Below are 24523 nucleotides of genomic sequence, written 5' to 3'. Positions count from 1 at the left end.
CCCGTGCATCCCTCCCGTACCGCCCGTACCGCCCGCACGCCCCTAGCACCCGTAGCACCCGAGCCGCACCGCCCGACCTTCGACCGCCTGACCCGAGAACCGCCCGAGAACGCGTCCGACGAGCGCACCCAAGGAGTAGAGATGGCATCGACCGAGGCGTACCTCACGGGAGTCGGCACCTTCCTGCCCGGCCCGCCCGTGGACAACGCGACGCTGGCCAAGATGCTCGGCGTCAGCGAGGAGTGGATCGAGGTCTTCATCGGCACCCGGACCAGGCACTTCGCCCGGGACGTCGGCACCGGCGAGATCCAGTGGTCGCTGGCCGACCTGTGCGCCCAGGCGGCGGAGCAGGCGCTGGAGGACGCGGGGGTGGACCGGTCCGAGATCGAGTTCATCGTGATGGGCACGGCCACCCCCGACACCCTGATGCCGGCCACCGTCAACCACGTCGCCGACCAGCTCGGCCTCAACCACCTGCCCACCTACCAGCTGCAGTCCGGCTGCGCGGGCGCCGTCCAGGCCCTCGACCTGGGCCGCACCCTCGTCCTGGCCGGCCGCCACCGCACCGGCCTGGTGATCGGCGGGGACGTCAGCAGCAAGCACCTCGACCCCAGCCTGGACTTCAGCGGCAAGGCCCCGAGCGAGCTGGTCAACTTCGTCCTCTTCGGGGACGGCGCGGGCGCCGCCGTGATCAGCGCCGAGCCGGCCGGGCGCCGGCTGGCGCTGGTCCGGGTGCTGAACCAGCTGACGGGCCTCGGCCGGGAGCCGGGCCAGGTGATCGAGTGGTTCGGCATGGCCGACCGGGACAGTGACCGGCAGGCCCTGGTGGAGGACTACAAGGCGATCGAGGAGGCCGTCCCGGTGATGGCTGTGGAGATCCTCTGGGAGCTGCTCGGCGACCTCGGCTGGTCGGCCGAGGACCTGGACTTCCTGCTGCCGCCGCAGCTCTCCGGCCGGATGACCGCCAAGATCACCGCGCAGCTGGACGTCCCCGGGGCCGAGGAGATCTCCTGCGTGGCCGAGACCGGCAACAACGGGAACGCGCTGCCGTTCCTGCAGCTGGAGCGGCTCGCCCAGCGGATCGAACCGGGTCAGCGCGCGCTCGCCGTCGCGGTCGAGTCCAGCAAGTGGATCAAGGCCGGCTTCGCCGTCGAGGCCTTCTGACCCGCCCGCGCGCCGTCCTGCTCGTCCCGTCCTGCTCGCGCCGGCCCCGCCACCCCCGCGGGGCCACCTCACCGAACCGACCACCGGAAAGGCCACTCATGACCGCCGTGCTGACCCTGGAAGACTTCACCGTCCTGGTCCGCGACGAGCTCGGACTGCCGCTCACCGACAGCGAGCTCGACCACGACCTGGACCGCGTACCCGGCTGGGACTCGCTGCAACTGCTGCGACTGGTCAGCGCGTTGGAGCGGCACACCGGGCAGCGGGTGGCGCTCGGCAGCCTGCTGGAGGCCCGCAGCCTGAGCGCGATCCACCGGCTGGCGGCGCAATCATGACCAAGACACCCGGACAGCCCGGCGCCACCGTCCTGGTCGAGCGCCGCCGCCGGCACACCCTGTACTTCCTGGAGTACGCCGAGGCGCTGCGCCCGGTCCACCTGGACACCGAGATCGACATGACCCGGGTGCTGGCCCACCGGGCCGCGGCCCGCGAGCAGGGCGTGCGCTACTCGGTGGTCAGTTACCTGCTGCACAGCGCCGGTCGGGCGCTGGCCCGCCACCCCGAGGCCAACGCCGTCACCCTGCCGAGCTGGCCGAGCCGGTGGCGGGCCCCGCGCACCGCCCGCTTCGACGGCGTCACCGCCAAGCTGGCCCTGGACCGCACGGTGGACGGCGAGCGCACCGTGCTCTCCGCCCTGCTGCCCGGCCTCCAGGACGCCGCGATGGCCGACATCCAGCGGCAGATCGACCGCTACCGCGACGGCGACCTCTCCGACCTGCCGGAGTTCCGCGGCCCGCGGCTGCTCGGCCGGCTGCCCGTCCCGCTCGGCCGGCTGCTGTTCGGCGCCGTGCTGCGCAGCCCGGCCCGCCGGCCGGGGATCTTCGGCACCGTGTCGGTCAGCTCGCTCGGCCACCGGCCGGTGGACGGCTTCTACTCCACCGGGGGCACCGCGGTGACGCTGTGCCTCGGCCGGATCACCGACCGCCCGGTGGTCCGCGACGGCGCGGTCGCCGTGGCGCCGGTGATGCGGCTCAGCCTGACGTTCGACCACCGGGTGATCGACGGCGGGGCCGCCGCCGACCTGCTCGGAGAGCTCAAAAGGACCTTGGAGGGTTTCGATGACGGGGAAGGCAGTGCGGGGTCCGACCTACGGGGAGCTGATCAGGATCTCCGAGCGGGACGGCCGGTGGCAGCAGGTACGCGTTGACCTGACCCGCCACGGCGTCGCCGTGCTCTACGCCAGGCTCGCGGACTGGCGGCCCGACCGTGCCGCCGGTCCGCGCCTGCGCGCGCTGCTGGGCCGGGACTGGGCCCGCTACCTGGACCTCACCCACCCTGACGTCCGCCGCCGCTTCGCGGCCTCCCGGGTGCTGCTGAAGTACGCGGCCGGCCAGGTGCTGGACGTCCCCCCGGACAGCGTCGAGCTGGGCTACGGCGCCACCGGGCGGCCGTACCTGCGCGGCTACGACGCCGTCGACATCAGCCTCAGCCACACCGACGACCTGCTGCTGGTGGGCCTGACCACCCGCGGCGTGATCGGCGTGGACGCCGAGCGCGCCGACCGGCCGATGTACTCCACCGGCCTCGGCAAGCACGTCTGCACCCCGCACGAACTCGACCTCCTGGAGGGCCTGGACCCGGCCGAGCGCGACGACGCGCTGGTCCGGGTCTGGACCCTCAAGGAGGCGTACAGCAAGGCCCGCGGGCTCGGCATGCAGTTCCGCTTCACCGAGTTCGGCTTCCGGCCCGGCTCCGACCCGACCGGACTGGACCGGCCGGACGGCGAGCCGGGCACCGGCACCGAATGGTCGTTCCGCACCTACGTCGTCGACGAGGACTACATCGTCAGCGTCGCGGTCGGCGACGCCGGCTTCGGCGGCACCGACGACACCGCCGCCAGCTCCATGCTGGACGGCGGCTTCGTCGACATGCTGACCGAGGTGCTGGGCGGGGACGACCCGCAGGACGAGGAGGACCCCTGGGACACCTGGTGATCCCACCGGCCCGGCGGGCCCGAGCACGCGACCGGACGCGTGCGCGGGCCCCGCACGCGTGCCCGCGCGCGGGCCGCCCGGCCGCAAGCCGGGCTTAAGCGGCGGCGCCCACGCTGGTGCGGTACGACGGGCCACCCGCACCGGCAGGCGGCCCTTGGCCGGCTTCGGGCGCTAGGGGAGATGATGGCTGAGGAATTGTCCGCTCAGGTGTGCGTGGTCGGCGGTGGCCCGGCCGGCCTGACACTGGGTCTGGAACTCGCCCGCCGCGGTACCCGGGTGGTGGTGGTCGAGCAGAGCGGCCACTTCAACCGCTCGTTCCGCGGCGAGTCGGTCTCGCCGGACTCCGTCTGGCTGCTGGACCAGCTCGGACTGCTCGACCAACTGCGCGGCTCCTTCCTGGAGATGCGCAACATGGAGATCACCGACGGCGGCCGCACCGTGTTGACCGCCGACTTCTCCACCTTCCCCTACCCGCACCCGTACCCGGTGGAGCTGCCGCAGCCGGCGCTGCTCACCGTGCTGGCCGAGGAGGGTGCCCGGCACGAGGGCTTCACCCTGCTGCGCCGCGCCACCGCCGTCGAACTGCTGCGTGACGGCGACACCGTGACCGGGGTGCGCTGCTCGGGCCCGGACGGACCGGTCGACATCCACGCCGCGCTCACCGTCGCGGCCGACGGCCGGTTCAGCAAGGTCCGCGAGATGTCCGGGCTCAGTTACACCAAGATCCCGCTCGACCGGGACGTGGTCTGGCTCAAGCTGCCGTTCCCCGCGGAGTGGGACGACACCACCTACCGGGTCCGGATCAAGGGCGAGCACCACGGCCTGTTCATCCCCACCCACCCCGACGACGTCCGGGTGGGCTTCAACATCCCCAAGGGCGGGCTCAAGGCGCTGCGCGCCGAGGGCATCGGCGCCCTGCACCGCCGGCTGGACGAGCTGGCGCCCGAACTCTCCGACGCCGTCCGGGCCGAGATCCGCGGCTGGTCCGACACCTCGATGCTGGACATCTTCACCACCCTCGTCCCCGAGTGGTCCATGCCGGGCCTGCTGCTGATCGGCGACTCCGCGCACACCCTGTCGCCGATCCTCGGCCAGGGCGTCAACCACGCCATCATCGACGCCGTCACCCTCGCCCCGATGATCGCCCCGGTGCTCGGCGACGGCCCGGCCGACCACGCCGCGCTGATGCCCGTGCTGCGGGACTTCCAGCAGCGCCGGGAGGGCTCGATAGCCCGCTCGCGCGGCCTCCAGCTGCGCCAGGAGCGGATGTTCGCCCTCTCCGGGACGATGGCCGTGGCCGGCCGCCGCGCCCTCTACCGGCTCGTCGACCGCAGCCCCGCGCTCAAGCAGAAGATCCTGGCCGGCGCCTACTTCCAGTTGCAGGAGCCGCTCACCGCGGCCGGCCGCCCCGCCGACCGGCCGACGCCCACCAAGGCCGGGGTCTGAGCCCCTCCCGTACGGAAGGAACACCCGCATGCCCGAGTACTCCGCCACGCGTACGGCGCCCCGCCCCGACCCGGTCGACCGACTGCTGGACGAGGCCTTCCCGCCGGCGCCGGCCCCCGACCGGCTGCCCTGGGACTCCTGGACCTGGCGGCACCCGGTCGGCCGGGTGCTCAGCGCCGGCCTCGGGCTGGGCGCCCTCGCCCTGGGCGCCGCCCTGGGCGGGCTCACCACCTGGACCTACTGGGTGGCCCTGCTCGCCCCCGACACGGCGCTCTTCTACGACCTCGCCAACGCCGGCCCGGAGATGGGGCAGTTGAGCCCCAAGGCGGCCCGGCTCTACAACCTGCTGCACCACCCCGCGCTGCCCGCGGCGGTCATCACCCTGGGTGTCACCACCTTCGGGCAGCCGCTGGTCGTCGGCGGGCTGGCCTGGCTCGCGCACGTCGCCCTCGACCGGTCCTTCGGCTACGGCAAGCGACTGCCCGACGGCCGCCGCTGCTGATCCGCCGACCCCCCGGAAGACCTGCCGCCCGGCGGACCGGCCGGCCACCCCGACTTGGAGAAGCCCGACGTGGAACACCTCGAAGAACTCAAGGAGTTCGCCCGGCTGCACGCGCGCGGCCAAGGCCTCGCCGAGGGCCCGGTGGCCGCCCTGCTCGCCCGGATCGGCAACGACGACCCCGGCGCGGCCGGCTCCTGGGCCAAGGTCTGGAACGCGCAGGCCGACGCCCTGCTCGCCCGCGGCCGCCCGCTGGAGGCGTGCCGGCACTACGCCCTGGCCCGCTTCCCGCACCCCGGCGGCTCCGAGCCGGACCCGGAGCGGCAGCGCGCGCAGACCGCCTCGGTGGCCGCCTTCGACCGCTGGCGGCGCACCCAGCCGGGTATCGAGCGCCTCGAACTCACCCACCCCGAAGGCACCCTGGCCTGCTGGACGATCGGCCTGGACGCCCCCGAGCCCAAGCCGCTGCTGGTGGTGATGGGCGGCATCGTCAGCGTCAAGGAGCAGTGGGCGCAGCTGCTGCCGAAGTTCGCCAAGCTCGGCTTCGCCGCCGTGGTCACCGAGCTGCCCGGCGTCGGCGAGAACACCGTGCCGTACGACGAGCGCTCCTGGCGGCTGCTGCCCCACCTGCTGGACCGGCTCACCGGCCGGGCCCAGGTGGACGACACCTCGCTGCTCACGCTCAGCTTCAGCGGCCACCTCGCGCTGCGCGCGGCGGTCGAGGACCCCCGCATCCGCAGCATCCACACCGTCGGGGCGCCGGTCTCCCGGTTCTTCACCGACGCCGCCTGGTGGGAGCGGGTGCCGGCGGTCACCAAGGAGACCCTGCGCCGCCTCACCGGCACGGCCGGCCACGACGAACTCTTCGCGCGGCTGCGGAGTTGGGCGCTCACCCCGGAGCAGCTCTCCGCGGTGAAGGTCCCGGTCGGCTACGTGGTCAGCACCCGGGACGAGATCATCCCGCCGGCCGAGCGCGCCCTGCTCGGCGCGAACCTGGGCAAGGTCCGGTTCAAGGAGTTCGACGACGTGCACGGCTCCCCGGCCCACCTCGGGGAGATGCGGCTGTGGCTGCTGCACGGCCTGCTGCGGGCCCGGGGCGTGGACGACAGACGCACCGCTGCGCTGGGCCTGGTGCTCGGCGTGCAGGGTGTGGTCTCCCGGTTGCGGAAGACGCCCGTCCACCACTGACCGAAATGACGTGAGGGAACCCCATGAAGTGGGTACGTTTCGCCAAGTTGCCGTCCGGCCGGGGGATTTCGCTGCTGCGTGCCGCCGGAGCAGGGCGTCCGTCGCTGGCCGCGCCGCTGCGGTCGGCGGTTGTCCGGGCCTCGCGCCCGCGCGCTGAGAGGAAGACCGTGACCGCCCTGATCTGGATCCTGTCGATCCTGCTGATCCTTGAGTTCGTTTTCGCCCCCGTCAATCTGATCACCGGTCGCAACGCGCCCCTGTTCACCGAGTTCACCGGCATCGAGAGCCGTACCGCGATGCTCGTGGTGGCCGGCCTGGACGCGCTGGGCGCCCTGCTGGTGGCCATCGGCCTGTTCGCGCCGAAGGTGAGCGTGGCGGGCGCCGTGCTGCTCACCGCCCTGTGCGGCTGGTACATCGTGATGATGGTCCTGAACGGCCACTTCGGGATGGGCATGATCGGCTTCCTGCTGTTCGGCAGCTGGGCGGTCGGGCTGCTCTGGGCCCAGCTCGCCCGCTGAGCCCGGGGCCGGCCGGCCTCCCGCACCCGCTCGACCCCTCGGTCCCCCGTCCCCTTCCCCGTCGCAACCGCGGTCCCGGCGGACCGAGGTTCCGCACAGCGACCAGCCCCGGCGGCCCGTCCGCCGGGGCCGGCGCGTTTCCCGGCCCCGGGGCCGCCCTACGGCCCGTCCACCGCGCGGCCCGCCCGCCGGGTGACCCGCGCGCGGCCCCGCCGGGGCGACCCGCGCCGGCGGCGGCAGGCCTGCGACCTCGGACCCAACCGAGCCTTAAGCGCCTCCCGCCACCGTCGAGGCGGGGGACGCGCCCCCGGCCGGATCTCGGAAACCCACGCTCGATTCGGTAGGCGAAAGGATGGAGACATGGCAGACGAGACTCTGCTGAGTGGCGCCGGGGAGACCCGCGGCGACCCGACCCGCACCGCGGTGATGACCGGCGCCGCCCTGTTCATGGTGTCCCTGGACAACCTGGTCGTGACCACGGCACTGCCCAAGATCCGCGAGTCGCTGCACACCGGCCTTTCCGGGCTGGAGTGGACTGTCAACTCCTACACCCTCACGTTCGCGGTGCTGCTGCTGACCGCCTCCGCGGTGGCCGACCGGTTCGGCCGGCGCCGGCTGTTCGGCATCGGTATGGCGATCTTCACGCTGGCCTCGGCCGCCGCCGCCCTGGCACCCGGCATCGGCACCCTGATCGCGGCCCGGGCCGCCCAGGGGCTGGGCGCGGCGATCGTGATGCCGCTGACCCTGACCATGCTCTCGGCGGCCTTCCCGCCCGAGAAGCGCGGTGCGGCGCTCGGCATCTGGGGCACCATCGGCGGCCTCGCGGTCGCGCTCGGCCCGGTGGCCGGCGGCATCGTGATCGACTCGGTGTCCTGGCAGTGGATCTTCTGGATCAACGTGCCGATCGGCGTGCTGCTGCTGATCCTGCTGCCGGGCTGGCTGGCCGAGAGCAAGGGCGCCTCGACCCGGCTGGACATCACCGGCACGGTCCTGGCCAGCGCCGGCCTGTTCGGCCTGGTGCTCGGCCTGATCCGGGGCAACACGGTGGGCTGGACCAGCGCCGAGGTGGTGCTCAGCCTGATCGCCGGCGCCGGCCTGCTGGCGCTCTTCCTGGTCTGGGAGTCCCGGACGCCGACGCCGATGCTGCCGCTGCGGCTGTTCCGCTCGGTGAGCTTCTCGGCGGTCAACGCGGTCGCGATGCTGATGTACTTCGGGATGTTCGGCGCGATCTTCCTGCTGACCCAGTTCATCCAGAACGTCCAGGGCGTCTCGCCGCTGGGCGCCGGTGTCCGGCTGCTCGCCTGGACCGCGCTGACCCTGGTCGGCGCGCCGATCGGCGGCATCCTCTCCGACAAGATCGGCGGAAAGCCGATCGTCTTCGTCGGGATGGTGCTGCAGGCGCTCGGCCTGGCCTGGATCGCGATGGTGCTCTCCGAGACCACCACCTTCCCCGACCTGCTGCCGGCCTTCCTGGTCAGCGGCCTGGGCATGGGCCTCTACTTCGGCCCGGCGGCGAACCTGGCGCTCGGCTCGGTGAGCCGCTCCGAGGAGGGCATCGCCTCCGGTGCCAACAACGCGATCCGCGAGATCGGCGGGGTCTTCGGCGTCGCGGTGCTGAGCGCGATGTTCTCGGCGAGCGGCGGCTACTCCTCCAAGCACGACATGGTGACCGGCATGGAGCCGGCCATGTGGGTCGGCGCGGCGGTGGTCGGGCTCGGCGCGCTGGCGGCGCTGCTGATCCGTGGCGGGAACCCGCAGGAGGCGGCCGCCTCCGGGGCCGGGTCCCAGGCCCCCGCCCAGAAGGTCTCCCAGGCCGCGCCGCAGGCCGTCCTGGCCCGTGAGACGTCCGGCCCGGTGAAGTCGGCCGACCAGGCGGCGGCGGTGCTCTGAAGCCCGCTCCCACCCGGAGGCCGGCTCACGGCCGGACCGGTCCGCCCCCGCCAGGACGCCTGGCGGGGGCGGACCGCTGCCGTGCCGGGGTCAGCGCATCCAGTCGGTGCTGGTGTGCAGCAGGGCGCCGTCGGCGCCGTACAGCCGGATCGAGTCGGCGTCGGCGCCGGCCCGGCGGGGCACCGCGAACCAGTGCGGGGCGCTGCCGGCCACCGCCACCGGGACGACCTCGGTGGTGGTCCCGTCCGACCAGGCCACCCGTACCGAGGCGACGTCCGGGCCGACCGAGGCGATCAGTACCGGGGTGTGTCCCAGCTCGCCGCCCTTGAAGCCGAGCAGGGCGCCGTCCAGGCCGCGGGCCCGGTCGGTGGCGGGCAGGGGCCCGGCGGCGGGCGGCGGGACGTCGTGGAAGGTGTCGTCGACGGCCCGCCGGCCGTCCACGGTGAGGTAGAGGTTGGCCCGGTCCTTGCCCGACCGCAGCCGCTGCTGCGCGTAGCCGTCGTCCTCCCGGGGCAGCCCGGGGATGACGGCCTGCCGCTCCTCCCGGATCCGGTCCAGCTGCCCGCGGGCCTGCTCCTGGGTGGCCACGGCCGGCCAGATCGCCACCCAGGCCTGCCACTCCTGGCCGCTCGACGTCCGCCCCTGTCCGACCACCGCCCGGACGGGGGTCAGCGGATCGCGGCCGGCCGGGGCGGCCGTGGTCGGGGCCACCGCGGCGGGGGCCGCCGGCGGGGTGCCGCTACCGGCGGGCGCCGCGGCCACCGCCGGGGCGCCCGCCCCGGGCCCGGTGCCGGCCAGCACCGCGCCGGCGCCGATCACGACCGCCGTGGCGAGCGCCGTGGCCACCGCCGCGGCCAGGCCCCGGCGCCGGCGCCGCGCCCGGCCGCCGGCCAGCACCCGCTCGTACGGGACGGGGCCGATCTCCAGCCCCTCCGCGAGCCCGGCCAGCTCCCTGGCCACCAGCGGCTCCCCGCCGTCGGGGCCGTCCGGATCCTCGGAGCCCGCCGGACGCCGTCCGTCCGTACCCCTGCTGCCGTTCATACCGCTCCTCCGACCCTCGTCAGTCCGGCCTGCGCCGCGGCGGCCCGCAGTTTCGCGATGCCCTTGGACGCCTGGCTCTTCACGGTGCCCACCGAGCAGTTCATGGCGGCCGCGGCCTGGCTCTCGCTCAGGTCCTCCCAGTACCGCAGGACGACCGCCTGCCGCTGCCGGGGCGGCAGCGCGGCGAGCGCCCGCAGCAGCCCGGCCCGGTCGTCGGCGCGGTCGTAGGCGTCGCGGGCCGGCCGGTCCGGGACGGCCGGCACCAGGAACTCCGGCAGCCGCCGGCGGAACCGGCCGGCCTGCTCGTTCAGCAGGATCCGGCGCACGTACGCGTACGGGTCGTCGGTCCGCCGCACCCGCGCCCAGGCCGCGTAGGTCTTCTCCAGCGTCGTCTGGACCAGGTCCTCGGCCGTGTGCCGGTCGCCCGCCAGCAGGAACGCCGTCCTGGACAGACGTGGCCAGGCCGTGGTGACGAACAGCTGGAACTCGGCGTCCCGCTCGGCCTTCCGCTCTCCCATGAGCACCTCCTGCCGTACCTGAGTGCGTACGGGCACCGGACCGTTGCCCGGCCGCCCGGCCCCTGCCCGCCGGCCCGGAGCCCGAGCGTTGCCCGCCGGTGGCCCGCCCGCCCGGAGCGACCGCCCGGGGTTCGCGAGTCGCGCCCGGGGGCTGTGACACTGGAGGGGCTCGAAAACCGAGGTGCGCGCAGCCGCACCTCCTTGCGAACCTAGAGGGATGCCCGCAGTGAGTTCTCCCGTAGCCCAGCCCGCCGACGCCCCCGCCGACGCCCCCGAGGGCGGTCTCAGCAAGGGGCCCGGCCGGGGTACCGGCATCGGCGAGCTGGCCGCCCGCCTGCCCGAGCTGACCCTGCGCGACCAGCAGCGGATCGGCCGCCGGTTGGAGGGCGCCCGCCGGATCCGGGGGCCCGAGGCCCGGCAGAAGGCCGCCGCCGAGATCGCCGCCGAGATCGACCGCGCCGAGCTGCGGGTCGAGCAGCGCCGGGCCGCCGTCCCCGGCATCACGTACCCCGCCGAGCTGCCGGTCAGCCAGAAGAAGGACGACATCCTCGCCGCGATCCGCGACCACCAGGTAGTGATCGTGGCCGGTGAGACGGGCTCGGGGAAGACCACCCAGATCCCGAAGATCTGCCTGGAGCTGGGCCGCGGCGTCAAGGGCCTGATCGCCCACACCCAGCCACGCCGGATCGCCGCCCGCACGGTCGCCGAGCGGGTCGCCGAGGAGCTGCGCACCCCGCTCGGCGAGGCGGTCGGCTGGAAGGTCCGCTTCACCGACCAGGTCGGCCCGGACACCCTGGTCAAGCTGATGACGGACGGCATCCTGCTCGCCGAGATCCAGACCGACCGCGAGCTGCGCCAGTACGACACCCTGATCATCGACGAGGCGCACGAGCGCAGCCTCAACATCGACTTCATCCTCGGGTACGTCAAACAGCTGCTCCCCCGCCGCCCCGACCTCAAGGTCGTCATCACCTCGGCGACCATCGACCCGGAGCGCTTCGCCAACCACTTCGGCGACGCCCCGATCATCGAGGTCTCCGGCCGCACCTACCCCGTCGAGGTCCGCTACCGCCCGATCCTGGACGAGGCCGACGAGGACGGCGAGGACGAGCGCGGCGACGTGGACCGCGACCGCGACCAGATCCAGGCGATCTGCGAGGCCGCCCAGGAGCTGCAGGCCGAGGGGCCGGGCGACATCCTGGTCTTCCTCTCCGGCGAACGGGAGATCCGCGACACCGCGGACGCCCTCAACAAGCTCGACCTGAAGTTCACCGAGGTCCTGCCGCTCTACGCCCGGCTCTCCTCGGCCGAGCAGCACCGGGTGTTCCAGCGCTCCGGCAGCCGCCGGATCGTGCTGGCCACCAACGTCGCCGAGACCTCGCTGACCGTCCCCGGCATCAAGTACGTGATCGACCCGGGCACCGCGAGGATCTCCCGCTACAGCCACCGCACCAAGGTCCAGCGGCTGCCGATCGAGGCGGTCAGCCAGGCCAGTGCCAACCAGCGCAAGGGCCGCTGCGGCCGTACCTCCGACGGCATCTGCATCCGCCTGTACTCGGAGGAGGACTTCCTCTCCCGACCCGAGTTCACCGACGCCGAGATCCTGCGCACCAACCTGGCCTCGGTCATCCTGCAGATGACGGCGGCCGGCCTCGGCGACATCGCGGCCTTCCCGTTCCTGGACCCGCCGGACTCGCGCAACATCAAGGACGGCGTCAACCTGCTCCACGAGCTGGGCGCCCTCGACCCCGCCGAGAAGGACCCGCGCAAGCGCCTCACCCCGCTCGGCCGCCGGCTCGCGCAGCTGCCGGTCGACCCGCGGATGGCCCGGATGGTGCTGGAGGCGGACAAGAACGGCTGCGTCCGCGACGTGATGGTGATCGCCGCCGCGCTCTCCATCCAGGACCCGCGCGAGCGCCCCACCGAGAAGCGCCAGGCCGCCGACGAACGGCACCGCCGCTTCAACTCCGAGACGTCCGACTTCCTGGCGTTCCTGGCGATGTGGCGCTACGTCAGGGAGCAGCAGAAGGAGCTCTCCTCCTCGGCCTTCCGCCGGATGTGCAAGGCCGAGTTCCTGAACTACCTCCGGATACGGGAGTGGCAGGACATCTACTCCCAGCTGCGCACGGTCGCCAAGCAGCTCGGGGTGACCATCGAGGAGCCCCATCCGGACGCCGAGCCGGACGCGGACCGGATCCACCAGTCGCTGCTGGCCGGCCTGCTTTCGCACATCGGCCTGTACGACGTGGAGAAGCGCGAGTACGGCGGCGCCCGCGGTGCCCGGTTCGCGGTCTTCCCCGGGTCCGGCCTGTTCAAGAAGCCGCCGCGCTGGGTGATGTCGGCCGAGCTGGTGGAGACCTCCCGGCTGTGGGCCCGGATCAACGCCAAGATCGAACCGGAGTGGGTGGAGCCGCTGGCGGGCCACCTGATCAAGCGCAGCTACAGCGAACCGCACTGGGAGAAGAAGGCCGGCGCGGTGCTGGCCTTCGAGAAGGTGACCCTCTACGGGATGCCTGTGGTGGCCCAGCGCAAGGTCAACTACGGCCGGATCGACCCGGAGCTCTGCCGCGAGCTGTTCATCCGCAACGCGCTGGTCGAGGGCGACTGGGAGACCCACCACGGCTTCTTCGCGGCCAACCGCAAGATGCTCGGCGAGGTCGAGGAGCTGGAGAACCGGGCCCGCCGCCGCGACATCATGGTCGACGACCAGACCCTGTTCGACTTCTACGACGCCCGGCTGCCCGAGGACGTCGTCTCCACCCGGCACTTCGACTCCTGGTGGAAGAAGACCCGGCACGACCAGCCCGACCTGCTCAACTTCGAGAAGTCGATGCTGATCAACGACTCGGCGGGCGGGATCACCGAGGAGGACTACCCGGACTACTGGCAGCAGGGCAAGCTGCGCTTCAAGCTGACCTACCAGTTCGAGCCGGGCAGCGACGCCGACGGCGTGACGGTGCACATTCCGCTGCCGGTGCTCAACCAGGTCACCTCCGAGGGCTTCGACTGGCAGATCCCCGGCCTGCGCGAGGAGTTGGTCACCGCCTACATCCGGGCGCTGCCCAAGGCGCTGCGCCGCAACTTCGTGCCGGCCCCGGACTTCGCCCGGGCCGCGCTGCGCCAGGTGAGGGAGCGCCAGGCGGCCGGGACCTTCGGGTCCGCCGAGCCGCTGCTGCCCTCGCTGGAGCACATCCTGCGCCGTCTGACGGCCGTCACCATCCCGCCTGAGGCCTGGGACGACGAGCGGGTGCCCGAGCACCTCAAGGTCACCTTCCGGGTGGTGGACGGCAAGCGGAAGCTGGCGGAGTCCAAGGACCTGGAGGAGCTGCGGCTGAAGCTGAAGCCCAAGCTGAAGGAGACGCTCTCCTCGGCCGCCTCCGGGCAGGGCATCGAGCAGAGCGGGCTGACCGCCTGGCCGGCCTCGCTCCCGGTGCTGCAGCGGACCTTCGAGCAGCGCTCGCGCGGCCATTCGCTGCGGGCCTACCCGGCGCTGGTGGACGAGGGCGCCTCGGCCGGGGTGAAGCTCTTCGACACCGCCGAGGCACAGGAGACGGCCATGTGGGCCGGTACCCGGCGGCTGCTGATGCTCACCACCAACTCCCCCGCCAAGTCGATCCAGGGCCGCCTCGGCAACCAGGCCAAGCTGGCGCTCTCGCACAACCCGCACGGGTCGGTCCCGGCGCTGTTCGAGGACATCGTGGCCTGCGCCACCGACCGCCTGATGGAGGCGGCCGGCGGCCCGGCCTGGGACGAGGCGGCCTTCGGCAAGCTCTTCGACAAGGTGCGGGCCGACCTCTACGAGGTCTCGGCGGACACCACGCTGAAGACCGCGACGGCGCTGATCGCCTTCCACAAGGCCTCGACCCGGCTGAAGACGGTGAGCAGCCCGGTGCTGCTGACGGCGGTGAACGACATCAGGCTGCACCTGGCCTCGCTGGTGCACCCCGGCTTCGTCACCGACACCGGCTGGCGCCGGCTGGGCGACCTGAAGCGCTACCTGCTGGCGGTGGACCGCCGGCTGGAGGCGCTGCCCAACCACCCGCAGCGGGACGCCCAGCAGCTGCTGAAGGTGCAGCAGGTGCAGCGGGCCTACGGCGAGCTGCTGGCGGCGGTGCCGGCCGGGCGCCGGCCCACCCCGGAGGTCCGGCAGATCCGCTGGATGATCGAGGAGCTGCGGGTCAGTTTCTTCGCCCAGTCGCTGGGCACGCCGACGCCGGTGTCGGAGAAGCGGATCATGAAGGCGATGGAGGCGGCGCACGCGGCGCTGTGAGCTGGGAGGGGCCCCCGGGAGCCGGTTCGACCTGGGGGCCCACCATGCAGTACGATCTGTCTTGTTCGCAGCGCAAGCGGGCGGACGACAGAGTGAAAATCTGGTCCTGTGGAGCAGTTGGTTAGCTCGCCACCCTGTCAAGGTGGAGGTCGCGGGTTCAAGTCCCGTCAGGATCGCAGCAGGCAAGAGGCCCGGAACCGCGAGGTTCCGGGCCTCTTGCGTTTGACGTGCGGTCAGCGCGGGTCGCCGTCGGGCCGCCCGGGCGACTGCCGGACCGGCCCTTGGCCCCCGGGGCGCGGTCGGCCGGCCGCGGGTGCGGGCGGGCCCACGGGAGCCGTTCCGGCCCGCCGGACGGGCCCGGCCGCCCGGGAAGCGGTCTACCCCAGTCCAGGTCTAGACCACAAGCCGGGCAAGTGTGACGGTCGTCACTCGGGTTTTCCTGAGACCGGACACCGATGACCCCCCTCGGGACGCCACTAATTTAATATGTAAAATTGCACACCCATTGACCGGGAATCCCCCCCGTCCCACGGATATCCGATCGTTACCCGGAAGAAAGCATTCCGGGTGGCCGATTCCATCTTCGGCCAACGCCGAAGGGACCGTCTCCCAGACCCGGCGGAGTCTGGTGAACGGTCCCTTCGGACTAAAAGTGCGTCTGGCGCTGTCAGGCCTCGGTGCGCTGAGCCGGAATACCGGCCAGCAGGGCGCGCACCTCCGCCTCACGGTACCGGCGGTGACCGCCGAGCGTGCGAATGGACGTGAGCTTGCCTGCCTTGGCCCAACGCGTCACCGTCTTCGGGTCCACGCGGAACATGGTGGCTACCTCTGCCGGCGTCAGCAGAGGCTCAGCATCAGGGGTACGAGCGGTCATGAGCGGCCTCCTCGGAGAACCGAACCAGGGCGGTTCTATCCTTCAAATTCTGCACCTTGGCCCGCGATGCCCGAAATGACATACACAGGCCGAGTCGGTTATAGGACGAACGGCTTGTCCTGGTGTCTACAACTACACCATCCGTCCAGCCCCATCGGCCATACCGGCAAAATTGACCCCTACAGGGGCCAAGAGCGACGGATGGCGATGGACTATCCCATAACGGACAGTCACAATTTCGTGACAATCGGTGATGATGGGGCCAGACCCGCTTATTCCCTACAAAGCACGCATCAACTCCAGAACCACCCAAAAGTGGGCATGCTCGTGTGGAGGTGGGCTGGTTGTCCCATTTTTACACATAGGGGTAAGTTCACGTCAACGGTGAGTAGTGTCACGTTCGACAGGTATTGACCCGAACCGGGACCTAGGTCACGACCGCCGGGCCCAAGGCCCCCACCAGGTCCGACCGCCGCCACCGGCACTCGCCCCCACCTGCCCTGACGTCGGCTCAACCGCCCCCGGGCCTGCCATGCCGCCCCCTTCCCCGCCCCTCGGTCCGGCCCCCTGGGTCCGGCTCCATCGGTCCGCCCTGCGCCGCCGTGCCCCCGCCCGGCGCCCGCCCGCCCTCCGCCAGGCCCCTCAGTTGGACTGGCGCAGCGCCAGCACCCGCCGCCACCGCAGCGTCACCGTCTCGTAGGCCCGCACCGCCGCCGCCGTGTCACCGGCCCGCAGCGCCGTGAGGCCCTCCTCCAGCTCCCCCGCCGAGCGGTCCTCGGCCAGCCGCTCCGGGCCGAGCAGGTGCACCAGGCCGCCGTAGTCCAGCTCCACCAGCGAGCGCGGATGGAACTCCTCCAGCCACCGCCCGATCTGCTCCGCCCCCAGGGCGGGCTCCCCCTCCGCCACCCCCGTCCGCAGCGCCCGGTAGGCCCTGGCCACCCTACGGCGGGCCTGTGCCATCGGCGTCAGGTAGAACAGCGCGGCCGGCACCGGTTCTTCCCCCTCGCCCGGCCCGGCCGGGGCCGGCGGCACGAAGCAGCGGTCCTCCTCCCCGAACGGCAGGAACCAGCGCACCGGCACCTCCCACCGGCTGGTCATGATCCACGGCCGGGCGTCCGGATGCCCGGCCCGCCAGCGCTCCCGGTCCGCCTCCGCCGCGGCCCGGGTGGCCGGCGGCAGCGCGGTGTCCAGCAGCGCCACCGGGGCGCTCTCCCGGAGCTCGTCCAGGGCCTGCCAGCTGCGCAGCCGGGTGGCCCACGGGCAGACGTAGGTGACGCCGTCCACGGCCCGCACGAAGGCCCGCCCGCTCTCCCGCTCGGGCAGCGCGCGCGGCGTACGCCCCACCAGGTCGGCGAGCGCCGTCCGCTGCTCCTCCAGCGCCGCCCGCGCGACCGGTTGCTCCACCGCGCCGGCGTCCGGGCCGTGCGCCGAGGCGTACGCCTGCCAGTGCGCCCGGTCGGGCTCGGGGAAGGCGGCCAGCGGCTCGTAGACCCGCAGGTGGGCGGCGTAGGGCGGGAGCACGGAGGTGCGCACGGCGGTCACGCTCTGCATCGTCGCACGCACCACCCACAGGCCGGGAGGGTGCGCACGGGGACGGCGTGGCCCGGCCCGCCCCGCGCCGCCCGCCGCCGGCGGCCCCACCCGCTCTGGACAACCCGGGCCGGGTCCCGCCGAGGGGGAGATCGGCGGGCCCCCTCGGACTACGCTTCGCCCTAGGCGCCCGCACCACAGCAGCGGGCCTCGGATACTGGAGTCACCACAGTGACCGACGTACAGACCGCATCCGCGACGCACCCCGCACCCGGCGTGCTCAGCAGGATCTTCCGCACCGAGCAGGACGGCGCCCCCGGCGACGGCCACGAGCAGGTCGTGCTCTGCCACGACCGCAGCTCCGGACTCAAGGCGATCATCGCCATCCACTCCACCGCCCTGGGCCCGGCCCTCGGCGGCACCCGCTTCTTCCCGTACCCGACGGAGGAGGAGGCGCTGGAGGACGCGCTGCGCCTCTCCCGCGGCATGAGCTACAAGAACGCCCTGGCCGGGCTCGACCTGGGCGGCGGCAAGGCCGTCATCATCGGCGACCCGGGCAAGGACAAGAACGAGGCGATGCTCCGCGCCTACGGCCGGTTCGTGGAGTCCCTGCGCGGGCGCTACGTCACCGCGTGCGACGTGGGCACCTACGTCCAGGACATGGACGTGATCGCCCGCGAGACCACCTTCGTGACGGGCCGCTCGCCCGAGCAGGGCGGCGCCGGCGACTCCTCCATCCTGACCGCCTTCGGCGTCTTCCAGGGCATGCGCGCCTCCGCCCAGGCCCGCTGGGGCCAGCCGACGCTGCGCGGCCGCCGGGTCGGCGTCTCCGGCGTCGGCAAGGTCGGCCACTACCTGGTCGGCCACCTGGTCGCGGACGGCGCCCACGTGGTCGTCACCGACGTCTCCGAGGCGGCCGTGAACCGCGTCCGGGCCGCCCACCCGGACGTCGAGGTGGTCGCCGACACCGCGGCGCTGCTGGCGGCCGCGCTGGACGTCTACGCCCCCTGCGCGCTGGGCGGCGCCCTGGACGACCACACGGTGGGCGCGCTCGGCGCCGCCGGCACCTCGCTGGTCTGCGGCGCGGCCAACAACCAGCTGGCCCACCCGGGCGTCGAGAAGGACCTCGCCGACCGCGGCATCCTCTACGCGCCCGACTACCTGGTGAACTCCGGCGGCGTGATCCAGGTCGCCGACGAGATCCAGGGCTTCAACTTCGAGCGGGCCAAGAACAAGGCCACGAAGATCTTCGACACCACCCTGGAGATCTTCACCCGGGCCACCGCCGACGGCGTCCCGCCGGCCGTCGCCGCGGACCGCCTCGCGGAGAAGCGGATGCGGGAGATCAGCTCGCTGCGCACGATCCTGCTGCCGGGCGCGCGGGACAACTGACCGGGGCGTGGGGGGCGCGGCCGCCCCGCGGGGTCATCACCCGCCCCCCACGCATCACGATGTGGAACCGGATTCTCACTTCCGCACCCGATCGGGCGATCCCGGACCCCCCTTGGGGGGATAATCGAGCCTGGAACGACGGACCTGAATCACCTCCGGACAGCTTGCTGAACCCCGGAAAACCGCCTGTGACCTGGAAAGACCGGGTCTTGGGTGCGAGCGGTGCGCGCCACGTCACACTGACGACGTACCGCCCGGCGGCAGAAACAGGTACCGTTAATGCTCCAAGGGACGGTTCTCCCCATTCGGGCAGGCCGCTCCTGATCATGAACACGTGTCAGACTCGGGGCCGTGAGCCCCATCGTTGAGGGGGTCGACCCATGGGGCGCGGCCGGGCCAAGGCCAAGCAGACGAAGGTCGCCCGCGAGCTGAAGTACAACAGCGGCGGGTTCGACGCCAACCGTCTGTCCAGCGAGCTGGGCGTTTCGCCCTCCATCCCGATCAGCCCTGAGCCGGTCGAGGAAGAGGACGAGGACGACCCCTACGCGGCGTATGCGAATCTCTACGCCGACGAGGACGACGAGGATGACACCGAGGCGGAAAGCGGCCACACCCAGGCCCGCCGCCGCGCGTAGTCACAGCCTGGCCTGACCGGCCCTGGCGCCCAGTGCGCCGGGCCGGTTTTCGCCGTTCCCGGCCACCGGCCGCCCGTCGGCGGATCCACCACGGAGGCCAGGGCCCCGGCGGCGCCGGCCGGGCCCCGTTCGCCGGCCCGTCCCTCGGCCGGGGCAACCCCCGCCGGGCAACCCCGGGCCGCGGGCAGCCGAAAGCCCTCCACCGGTCACCGGCGGAGGGCTCCCGTCCGAACGGTCAGCCCGCGGTGAAGCCCTCGTACGCGTTGTAGAGGGCCGCGCCGTCGGCGTGCTCCGCGGTGCGGTCGACGACGTCGCCGAGCAGCCAGGCCTCCACGCCGCGGTCCTCCAGGATCGCGAGCACGGTGTCCACCGACTCCGGCGGGACGACGGCGACCATGCCGACGCCCATGTTCAGGGTCTTCTCGATCTCCAGGGTGGCCACCTTGCCGACCTGGGCGACGGTCTGGAAGACCGGCAGCGGCGTCCAGGTGCCGCGGTCCAGACGGGCGTGCAGGCCCGCCGGGATGACCCGGGCCAGGTTGGCGGCCAGGCCGCCGCCGGTGACGTGCGAGAAGGCGTGGATCTCGGTGGCGCGGGTGAGCGCCAGGCAGTCCAGGGAGTAGATCCTGGTCGGCTCCAGCAGCTCCTCGCCCAGCGTCCGGCCGAACTCCTCGACCTTGCGGTCGAGCTTCCAGCCGGCCTCGTTCAGCAGCACGTGGCGCACCAGCGAGTAGCCGTTGGAGTGCAGGCCGGAGGCGGCCATCGCGATCACCACGTCGCCCGCGCGGACCCGCTCCGCGCCCAGCAGCGCGTCGGCCTCCACCACGCCGGTGCCGGCGCCCGCGACGTCGTAGTCGTCCGGCCCGAGCAGGCCGGGGTGCTCGGCGGTCTCGCCGCCGACCAGCGCGCAGCCGGCCAGCGCGCAGCCCTCGGCGATGCCCTTGACGATCTGGGCGACCCGCTCGGGGACGACCTTGCCGACGCAGATGTAGTCGGTCATGAAGAGCGGCTCGGCCCCGCAGACCACCAGGTCGTCGACGACCATGCCGACCAGGTCGTGGCCGATGGTGTCGTGCTTGTCCATCGCCCGGGAGATGGCGACCTTCGTCCCCACGCCGTCGGTGGCCGAGGCCAGCAGCGGCCGCTCGTAGCGCTTGAAGGCGGAGGCGTCGAACAGCCCGGCGAAGCCGCCGAGACCGCCGACCACCTCGGGGCGGTTGGCCTTGCGGACCCACTGCTTCATGAGTTCGACGGCGCGGTCGCCCGCCTCGATGTCGACACCTGCGGCGGCGTAGGTGGCACCGCTCTCGTTGCTGGTCACTGCGTGCGGCCCTCTCGGGTCAGGGGGGTGAACGACCGCGGGGCCCGGTGACGGGCCCCGCAGCGGGAAAACTACGGGCGTCGCAGCGCGTCGGCCGCGCCGCCACCGCCGAGCAGCGACTGGACACCGTCCAGGTCCGCTCCGGAGTGCGGCTTGCCACGGACGGCGGGCGGCTGCTGGCTGCCCTTGATCTCGGCCTCCAGGAGCAGCTTGCCCAGCAGGGCCGGGTCCGGCAGCTCCATCGGGTAGACCCCGTCGAAGCAGGCCCGGCAGAGCTTGTCCTTGGGCTGCGTGGTCGCCTCGATCATGCCGTCGATCGAGATGTAGGCCAGGGAGTCCGCGCCGAGCGTGCGGCCGATCTCCTCGACGGTCATCCCGTTGGCGATCAGCTCCGCGCGGGTCGCGAAGTCGATGCCGAAGAAGCAGGGCCACTTCACCGGCGGCGAGGAGATCCGGATGTGCACCTCGGCGGCGCCCGCCTCGCGCAGCATCCGCACCAGCGCGCGCTGGGTGTTGCCGCGCACGATGGAGTCGTCGACGACGACCAGGCGCTTGCCCGCGATGACTTCCTTGAGCGGGTTCAGCTTGAGCCGGATGCCGAGCTGGCGGATGGTCTGGCTGGGCTGGATGAAGGTGCGGCCGACGTAGGCGTTCTTCACCAGGCCGGAGCCGTACGGGATCCCGCTGGCCTCGGCGTAGCCGATGGCGGCCGGGGTGCCGGACTCCGGGGTCGCTATCACCAGGTCGGCCTCGACGGGCGCCTCCTTGGCCAGCTTGCGCCCCATCTCCACGCGGGAGAGGTGCACGTTGCGGCCGGCGATGGAGGTGTCGGGGCGGGCCAGGTAGACGTACTCGAAGACGCAGCCCTTGGGCTTGGCCTCGGCGAAGCGGCTGCTGCGCATGCCGTTCTCGTCGATGGCGATCAGCTCGCCGGGCTCCACCTCACGGATGTAGGAGGCGCCGCAGATGTCGAGCGCCGCCGTCTCGGAGGCGACCACCCAGCCGCGCTCCAGCCGGCCGAGGACCAGCGGGCGGATGCCCTGCGGGTCACGGGCGGCGTAGAGCGTGTGCTCGTCCATGAAGACCAGCGAGAAGGCGCCCTTGACCTTGGGCAGCACCTGCCGGGCGGTCTCCTCGATGGTGAGCTCGGGGTGGCCCGCGAGCAGGGCCGTCACCAGATCGGTGTCGTTGGTCGCGGCGCTGCGGCCGGACCGGGAGACGTGCTCCTCACCGGGCAGTCGGGCGACCATCTCCGCCAGTTCGGCGGTGTTCACCAGGTTTCCGTTGTGCCCGAGGGCCAGCGAACCGTTGACGGTCGCGCGGAAGGTCGGCTGGGCGTTCTCCCAGACCGAGGAACCGGTGGTCGAGTAGCGGGCGTGTCCGACGGCGATATGCCCGTGCAAGGACCCCAGGGAGGCCTCGTCGAAGACCTGGGAGACAAGTCCCATGTCCTTGAAGACGAGAATCTGGGAGCCGTTGCTCACTGCGATGCCCGCGGATTCCTGTCCACGGTGCTGCAGGGCATAAAGGCCGAAGAACGTGAGCTTGGCGACCTCCTCGCCGGGAGCCCAGACACCGAAGACGCCGCAAGCGTCCTGGGGGCCTTTCTCGCCGGGAAGAAGATCGTGGTTGAGTCTTCCGTCACCACGTGGCACGTCTTCGAGTCTAGGGCAGTTGGCACAGCCTTCCCGAACGGGGGAGGGGGCCGCGGTCGGACGATCAACCGGCGACGCGCGTAGACAAAACCCCTTACCGTCAGCGCGTTTCGAATCCGGGAATCGGCCCGACCACCCCCCCTGCCTTGCGACGCGCGCCCGTTGGCCCCGGCCGGGCCGGTCCGCCCGGGCCGCCGCGGGGGGCCGAAACGTGACCCTGCTCACCCAGGCCGCCCGGCGGGGGCGGCCCGGCGGCCCGGCGGCCCGGCTCAGCCCGGCAGCAGCAGCCGCCAGGAGGCCGGGTGCACCGTCCAGGTCCGGGAGCGCACCGGGCCGACCGGGTGCCCGTCCGCCTCGTAGCCGAAGCCGCGGCCGGCCACCGTGACCGAGGACGCCCGGGCCCGGACCAGCGCGCCCGGGGCGCGCACCACGATCTCCATCACGCCCTCGCCCAGCGGCAGGCTCACCTGGACCACCCGCACCGGCCGGTGGACGTCAGCCAGCAGCCGGCCGTCCGCCTCCACCCGCAGCCGCGCCTCGGGGTGCTCGCCTGCGCCCTCCGGGGGCTTGCCGGTCGCCTGCTCGGCCGCAGCCAGTTTCGCCCATAGCGAACGCCAACCGCCCGTTCGGCCCAGTCCGCGCCGGACCCCGGTCCCCGCGATCCGGACCGCGCCCAGCACCACCCCGCCGCCGTCGTCCACCAGCAGGTCCAGCGCGCGCGGCACCCCCGTGAGGATCGCCCGGGCCGCCCGGACCGGCTCCGCCGGCACCCCCAGCGCCCGGGCCGCGTTCAGCTCCGCGGGCCGGCCCACCGGGATCAGCCCGACCGGGTCGCTGCCCAGTTCACGCTGCCGGTACAGGGCCTGGAGCACCCGCTGCAGCGCCAGATCGGATCCGATCACCACCGGTCGCCGGCGGCCCCGGTGCGAAAGCACCCGGTCCAGTTCGGACGGACTCTCCGGGTGCGCCACCTTGACGTCCGCGCCTCCGCAGAGCACATCCTTCGCGATCCGGACCGACTCTCCGTCGGTCTGCTTGGCGGCCGGGTCGAGCAGGACGAGCAGTGGCTCGCCGTTGCCGGGGGTGGCAGCGTGGGATGCGGGCGTGGACAGGGACGACACGACCGGTCCTTCCTCAGGTAATCTCTCGGTGCAAGAGCCCCTTGCGCTATTGCGCCAGGGGCTTCGTCTATCTCGGGGCAGACTGCGGCCTACGCAGGATGCCCCAACCGGAAGGGGTGTACGCCTGTGCCGGCACTCGTGCTCGTTGGCGCTCAGTGGGGGGACGAGGGCAAGGGGAAGGCGACCGACCTCCTCGGTGGCTCCGTCGACTATGTCGTCCGCTACCAGGGCGGCAACAACGCCGGTCACACGGTGGTCATCGGCGACCAGAAGTATGCCCTGCACCTGCTCCCTTCCGGCATCCTCAGCCCGAATGTGGTGCCGGTCATCGGCAACGGCGTCGTGATCGACCCGGGCGTGCTGCTCTCCGAGCTGAACGGCCTGAACGAGCGCGGCATCGACACCTCCAAGCTGCTGATCTCGGGCAACGCCCACCTGATCACGCCGTACCACCGCACCCTGGACAAGGTCACCGAGCGCTTCCTCGGCAAGCGCCGGATCGGTACCACCGGCCGCGGCATCGGCCCGACCTACGCCGACAAGATCAACCGCGTCGGCATCCGGGTCCAGGACCTCTTCGACGAGTCGATCCTGCAGCAGAAGGTCGAAGCGGCCCTGCACGACAAGAACCAGCTGCTGGTCAAGCTCTACAACCGCCGCGCCATCCCGGCCGACCTGGTCGTCCAGGAGTACCTCGGCTACGCCGACAAGCTGCGCCCCTTCCTCGCCGACACCACCCTCGTCCTGGACGAGGCCCTGAAGGCGAACAAGGTCGTCCTGCTGGAGGGCGGCCAGGGCACCCTGCTGGACGTCGACCACGGCACGTACCCCTTCGTGACCTCGTCGAACCCGACCGCCGGCGGCGCCTGCACCGGCGCCGGCATCGGCCCCACCAAGATCGACCGGGTCATCGGCATCCTGAAGGCCTACACCACCCGGGTCGGCTCGGGCCCGTTCCCGACCGAGCTGCTGGACGCCGACGGCGACGCGCTGCGCCGGATCGGCGGCGAGCGCGGTGTCACCACCGGCCGTGACCGCCGCTGCGGCTGGTTCGACGCGGTGATCGCCCGCTACGCCACCCGGGTCAACGGCCTGACCGACTTCTTCCTCACCAAGCTGGACGTGCTCACCGGCTGGGAGCAGATCCCGGTCTGCGTCGCGTACGAGATCGACGGCAAGCGCGTCGAGGAGCTCCCGTACAACCAGTCGGACTTCCACCACGCGAAGCCGATCTACGAGAACCTCCCCGGCTGGACCGAGGACATCAGCAAGGCGCAGACCTTCGGCGACCTGCCGAAGAACGCCCAGGCGTACGTGAAGGCGCTGGAGGAGATGTCGGGCGCCCCGATCTCCGCCATCGGCGTCGGCCCGGGCCGGACCGAGACGATCCAGATCAACTCGTTCGTCTAGCCCGCCCGCTCCACCCCGAAGGGCCCCGCGGTTCGCCGCGGGGCCCTTTCGCCTGCC

Annotated in this window: 20 protein-coding genes and 1 tRNA gene; 14 read left to right on the top strand and 7 right to left on the bottom strand. The window is 72.6% G+C overall.

Annotated elements, in window-relative coordinates:
* Positions 1 to 141: 141 nt before the first annotated feature.
* From J2S46_RS22125 to J2S46_RS22085, 9 genes are all read left to right on the top strand, one after another.
* The gene (locus J2S46_RS22125; protein WP_191288346.1) at positions 142 to 1164 is read left to right on the top strand and encodes a 3-oxoacyl-ACP synthase III family protein; all 1023 of its coding nucleotides are present in this window, start codon (positions 142 to 144) and stop codon (positions 1162 to 1164) included.
* Positions 1165 to 1262: 98 nt separating this feature from the next.
* Complete coding sequence (locus J2S46_RS22120; RefSeq protein WP_229912177.1) at positions 1263 to 1499, top strand: acyl carrier protein; 237 nt, start codon at positions 1263 to 1265, stop codon at positions 1497 to 1499.
* The gene (locus J2S46_RS22115) at positions 1496 to 2371 is read left to right on the top strand and encodes a 2-oxo acid dehydrogenase subunit E2 (RefSeq protein WP_191288347.1); all 876 of its coding nucleotides are present in this window, start codon (positions 1496 to 1498) and stop codon (positions 2369 to 2371) included. Before J2S46_RS22120 ends, J2S46_RS22115 begins: the two co-directional genes overlap by 4 nt.
* Positions 2283 to 3158 (top strand): 4'-phosphopantetheinyl transferase family protein, encoded by an 876-nt coding sequence (locus tag J2S46_RS22110; protein ID WP_191288348.1) that lies wholly within the window; start codon positions 2283 to 2285, stop codon positions 3156 to 3158. Before J2S46_RS22115 ends, J2S46_RS22110 begins: the two co-directional genes overlap by 89 nt.
* A gap of 183 nt (positions 3159 to 3341) precedes the next feature.
* Entirely contained in the window at positions 3342 to 4604 is a 1263-nt protein-coding gene (locus J2S46_RS22105; RefSeq protein WP_073925115.1) for an FAD-dependent oxidoreductase, read from the top strand.
* Positions 4605 to 4632: 28 nt separating this feature from the next.
* The gene (locus tag J2S46_RS22100) at positions 4633 to 5106 is read left to right on the top strand and encodes a DUF4260 family protein (protein ID WP_079197913.1); all 474 of its coding nucleotides are present in this window, start codon (positions 4633 to 4635) and stop codon (positions 5104 to 5106) included.
* 69 nt (positions 5107 to 5175) lie between these two features.
* Positions 5176 to 6291, top strand: coding sequence for an alpha/beta hydrolase (locus J2S46_RS22095; protein WP_191288349.1), 1116 nt, complete (start codon positions 5176 to 5178; stop codon positions 6289 to 6291).
* Positions 6292 to 6458: 167 nt separating this feature from the next.
* Complete coding sequence (locus J2S46_RS22090) at positions 6459 to 6809, top strand: hypothetical protein (RefSeq protein WP_073925018.1); 351 nt, start codon at positions 6459 to 6461, stop codon at positions 6807 to 6809.
* Between the two features lie 360 nt (positions 6810 to 7169).
* Positions 7170 to 8699 (top strand): DHA2 family efflux MFS transporter permease subunit, encoded by a 1530-nt coding sequence (locus J2S46_RS22085; protein ID WP_191288350.1) that lies wholly within the window; start codon positions 7170 to 7172, stop codon positions 8697 to 8699.
* Positions 8700 to 8789: 90 nt separating this feature from the next.
* Here the strand turns inward: J2S46_RS22085 and J2S46_RS22080 are convergent, their stop codons facing one another.
* Positions 8790 to 9740: a hypothetical protein gene (locus J2S46_RS22080; RefSeq protein WP_191288351.1), complete on the bottom strand. Its 951-nt coding sequence runs from the start codon at positions 9738 to 9740 to the stop codon at positions 8790 to 8792.
* Positions 9737 to 10258: a SigE family RNA polymerase sigma factor gene (locus J2S46_RS22075; protein ID WP_191288352.1), complete on the bottom strand. Its 522-nt coding sequence runs from the start codon at positions 10256 to 10258 to the stop codon at positions 9737 to 9739. The genes J2S46_RS22080 and J2S46_RS22075 overlap by 4 nt, the downstream gene beginning before the upstream one ends.
* A gap of 226 nt (positions 10259 to 10484) precedes the next feature.
* Between J2S46_RS22075 and hrpA the strand changes: the two genes are divergently transcribed.
* Positions 10485 to 14528, top strand: a complete 4044-nt coding sequence (hrpA, locus tag J2S46_RS22070) for an ATP-dependent RNA helicase HrpA (protein WP_370882222.1) — start codon at positions 10485 to 10487, stop codon at positions 14526 to 14528.
* 102 nt (positions 14529 to 14630) lie between these two features.
* A tRNA-Asp gene (locus J2S46_RS22065) sits at positions 14631 to 14704 on the top strand.
* A gap of 491 nt (positions 14705 to 15195) precedes the next feature.
* Here J2S46_RS22065 and bldC read toward each other — a convergent pair.
* Complete coding sequence (gene bldC, locus J2S46_RS22060; protein ID WP_014137253.1) at positions 15196 to 15402, bottom strand: developmental transcriptional regulator BldC; 207 nt, start codon at positions 15400 to 15402, stop codon at positions 15196 to 15198.
* A gap of 642 nt (positions 15403 to 16044) precedes the next feature.
* Positions 16045 to 16944, bottom strand: coding sequence for a DUF8083 family protein (locus J2S46_RS22055; protein ID WP_229912178.1), 900 nt, complete (start codon positions 16942 to 16944; stop codon positions 16045 to 16047).
* 219 nt (positions 16945 to 17163) lie between these two features.
* Here J2S46_RS22055 and J2S46_RS22050 point away from each other — a divergent pair, with 219 nt between their 5' ends.
* Positions 17164 to 18324, top strand: a complete 1161-nt coding sequence (locus J2S46_RS22050) for a Glu/Leu/Phe/Val dehydrogenase dimerization domain-containing protein (RefSeq protein ID WP_370882221.1) — start codon at positions 17164 to 17166, stop codon at positions 18322 to 18324.
* A 380-nt stretch (positions 18325 to 18704) separates the two neighbouring features.
* A complete protein-coding gene (locus J2S46_RS22045; RefSeq protein ID WP_190209048.1) occupies positions 18705 to 18959 on the top strand; it encodes a DUF3073 domain-containing protein in 255 nt (84 codons plus the stop codon).
* 235 nt (positions 18960 to 19194) lie between these two features.
* On the opposite strand, the gene purM is transcribed toward J2S46_RS22045, so the two are convergent.
* From purM to J2S46_RS22030, 3 genes are all read right to left on the bottom strand, one after another.
* Positions 19195 to 20280 (bottom strand): phosphoribosylformylglycinamidine cyclo-ligase, encoded by a 1086-nt coding sequence (purM, locus tag J2S46_RS22040; RefSeq protein ID WP_191288355.1) that lies wholly within the window; start codon positions 20278 to 20280, stop codon positions 19195 to 19197.
* Between the two features lie 71 nt (positions 20281 to 20351).
* Entirely contained in the window at positions 20352 to 21935 is a 1584-nt protein-coding gene (gene purF, locus J2S46_RS22035) for an amidophosphoribosyltransferase (protein ID WP_190209050.1), read from the bottom strand.
* 269 nt (positions 21936 to 22204) lie between these two features.
* Positions 22205 to 23056 (bottom strand): diacylglycerol kinase family protein, encoded by an 852-nt coding sequence (locus J2S46_RS22030; RefSeq protein WP_307350882.1) that lies wholly within the window; start codon positions 23054 to 23056, stop codon positions 22205 to 22207.
* Positions 23057 to 23182: 126 nt separating this feature from the next.
* Between J2S46_RS22030 and J2S46_RS22025 the strand changes: the two genes are divergently transcribed.
* Complete coding sequence (locus J2S46_RS22025; protein WP_191288356.1) at positions 23183 to 24466, top strand: adenylosuccinate synthase; 1284 nt, start codon at positions 23183 to 23185, stop codon at positions 24464 to 24466.
* Positions 24467 to 24523: the final 57 nt, after the last annotated feature.

Source organism: Kitasatospora herbaricolor (genome assembly GCF_030813695.1).
GTDB lineage: Bacteria > Actinomycetota > Actinomycetes > Streptomycetales > Streptomycetaceae > Kitasatospora > Kitasatospora herbaricolor.
The sequence above is the reverse complement of the archived record's forward strand: the minus strand, read 5'-3'. Positions and strand labels throughout refer to the sequence as shown.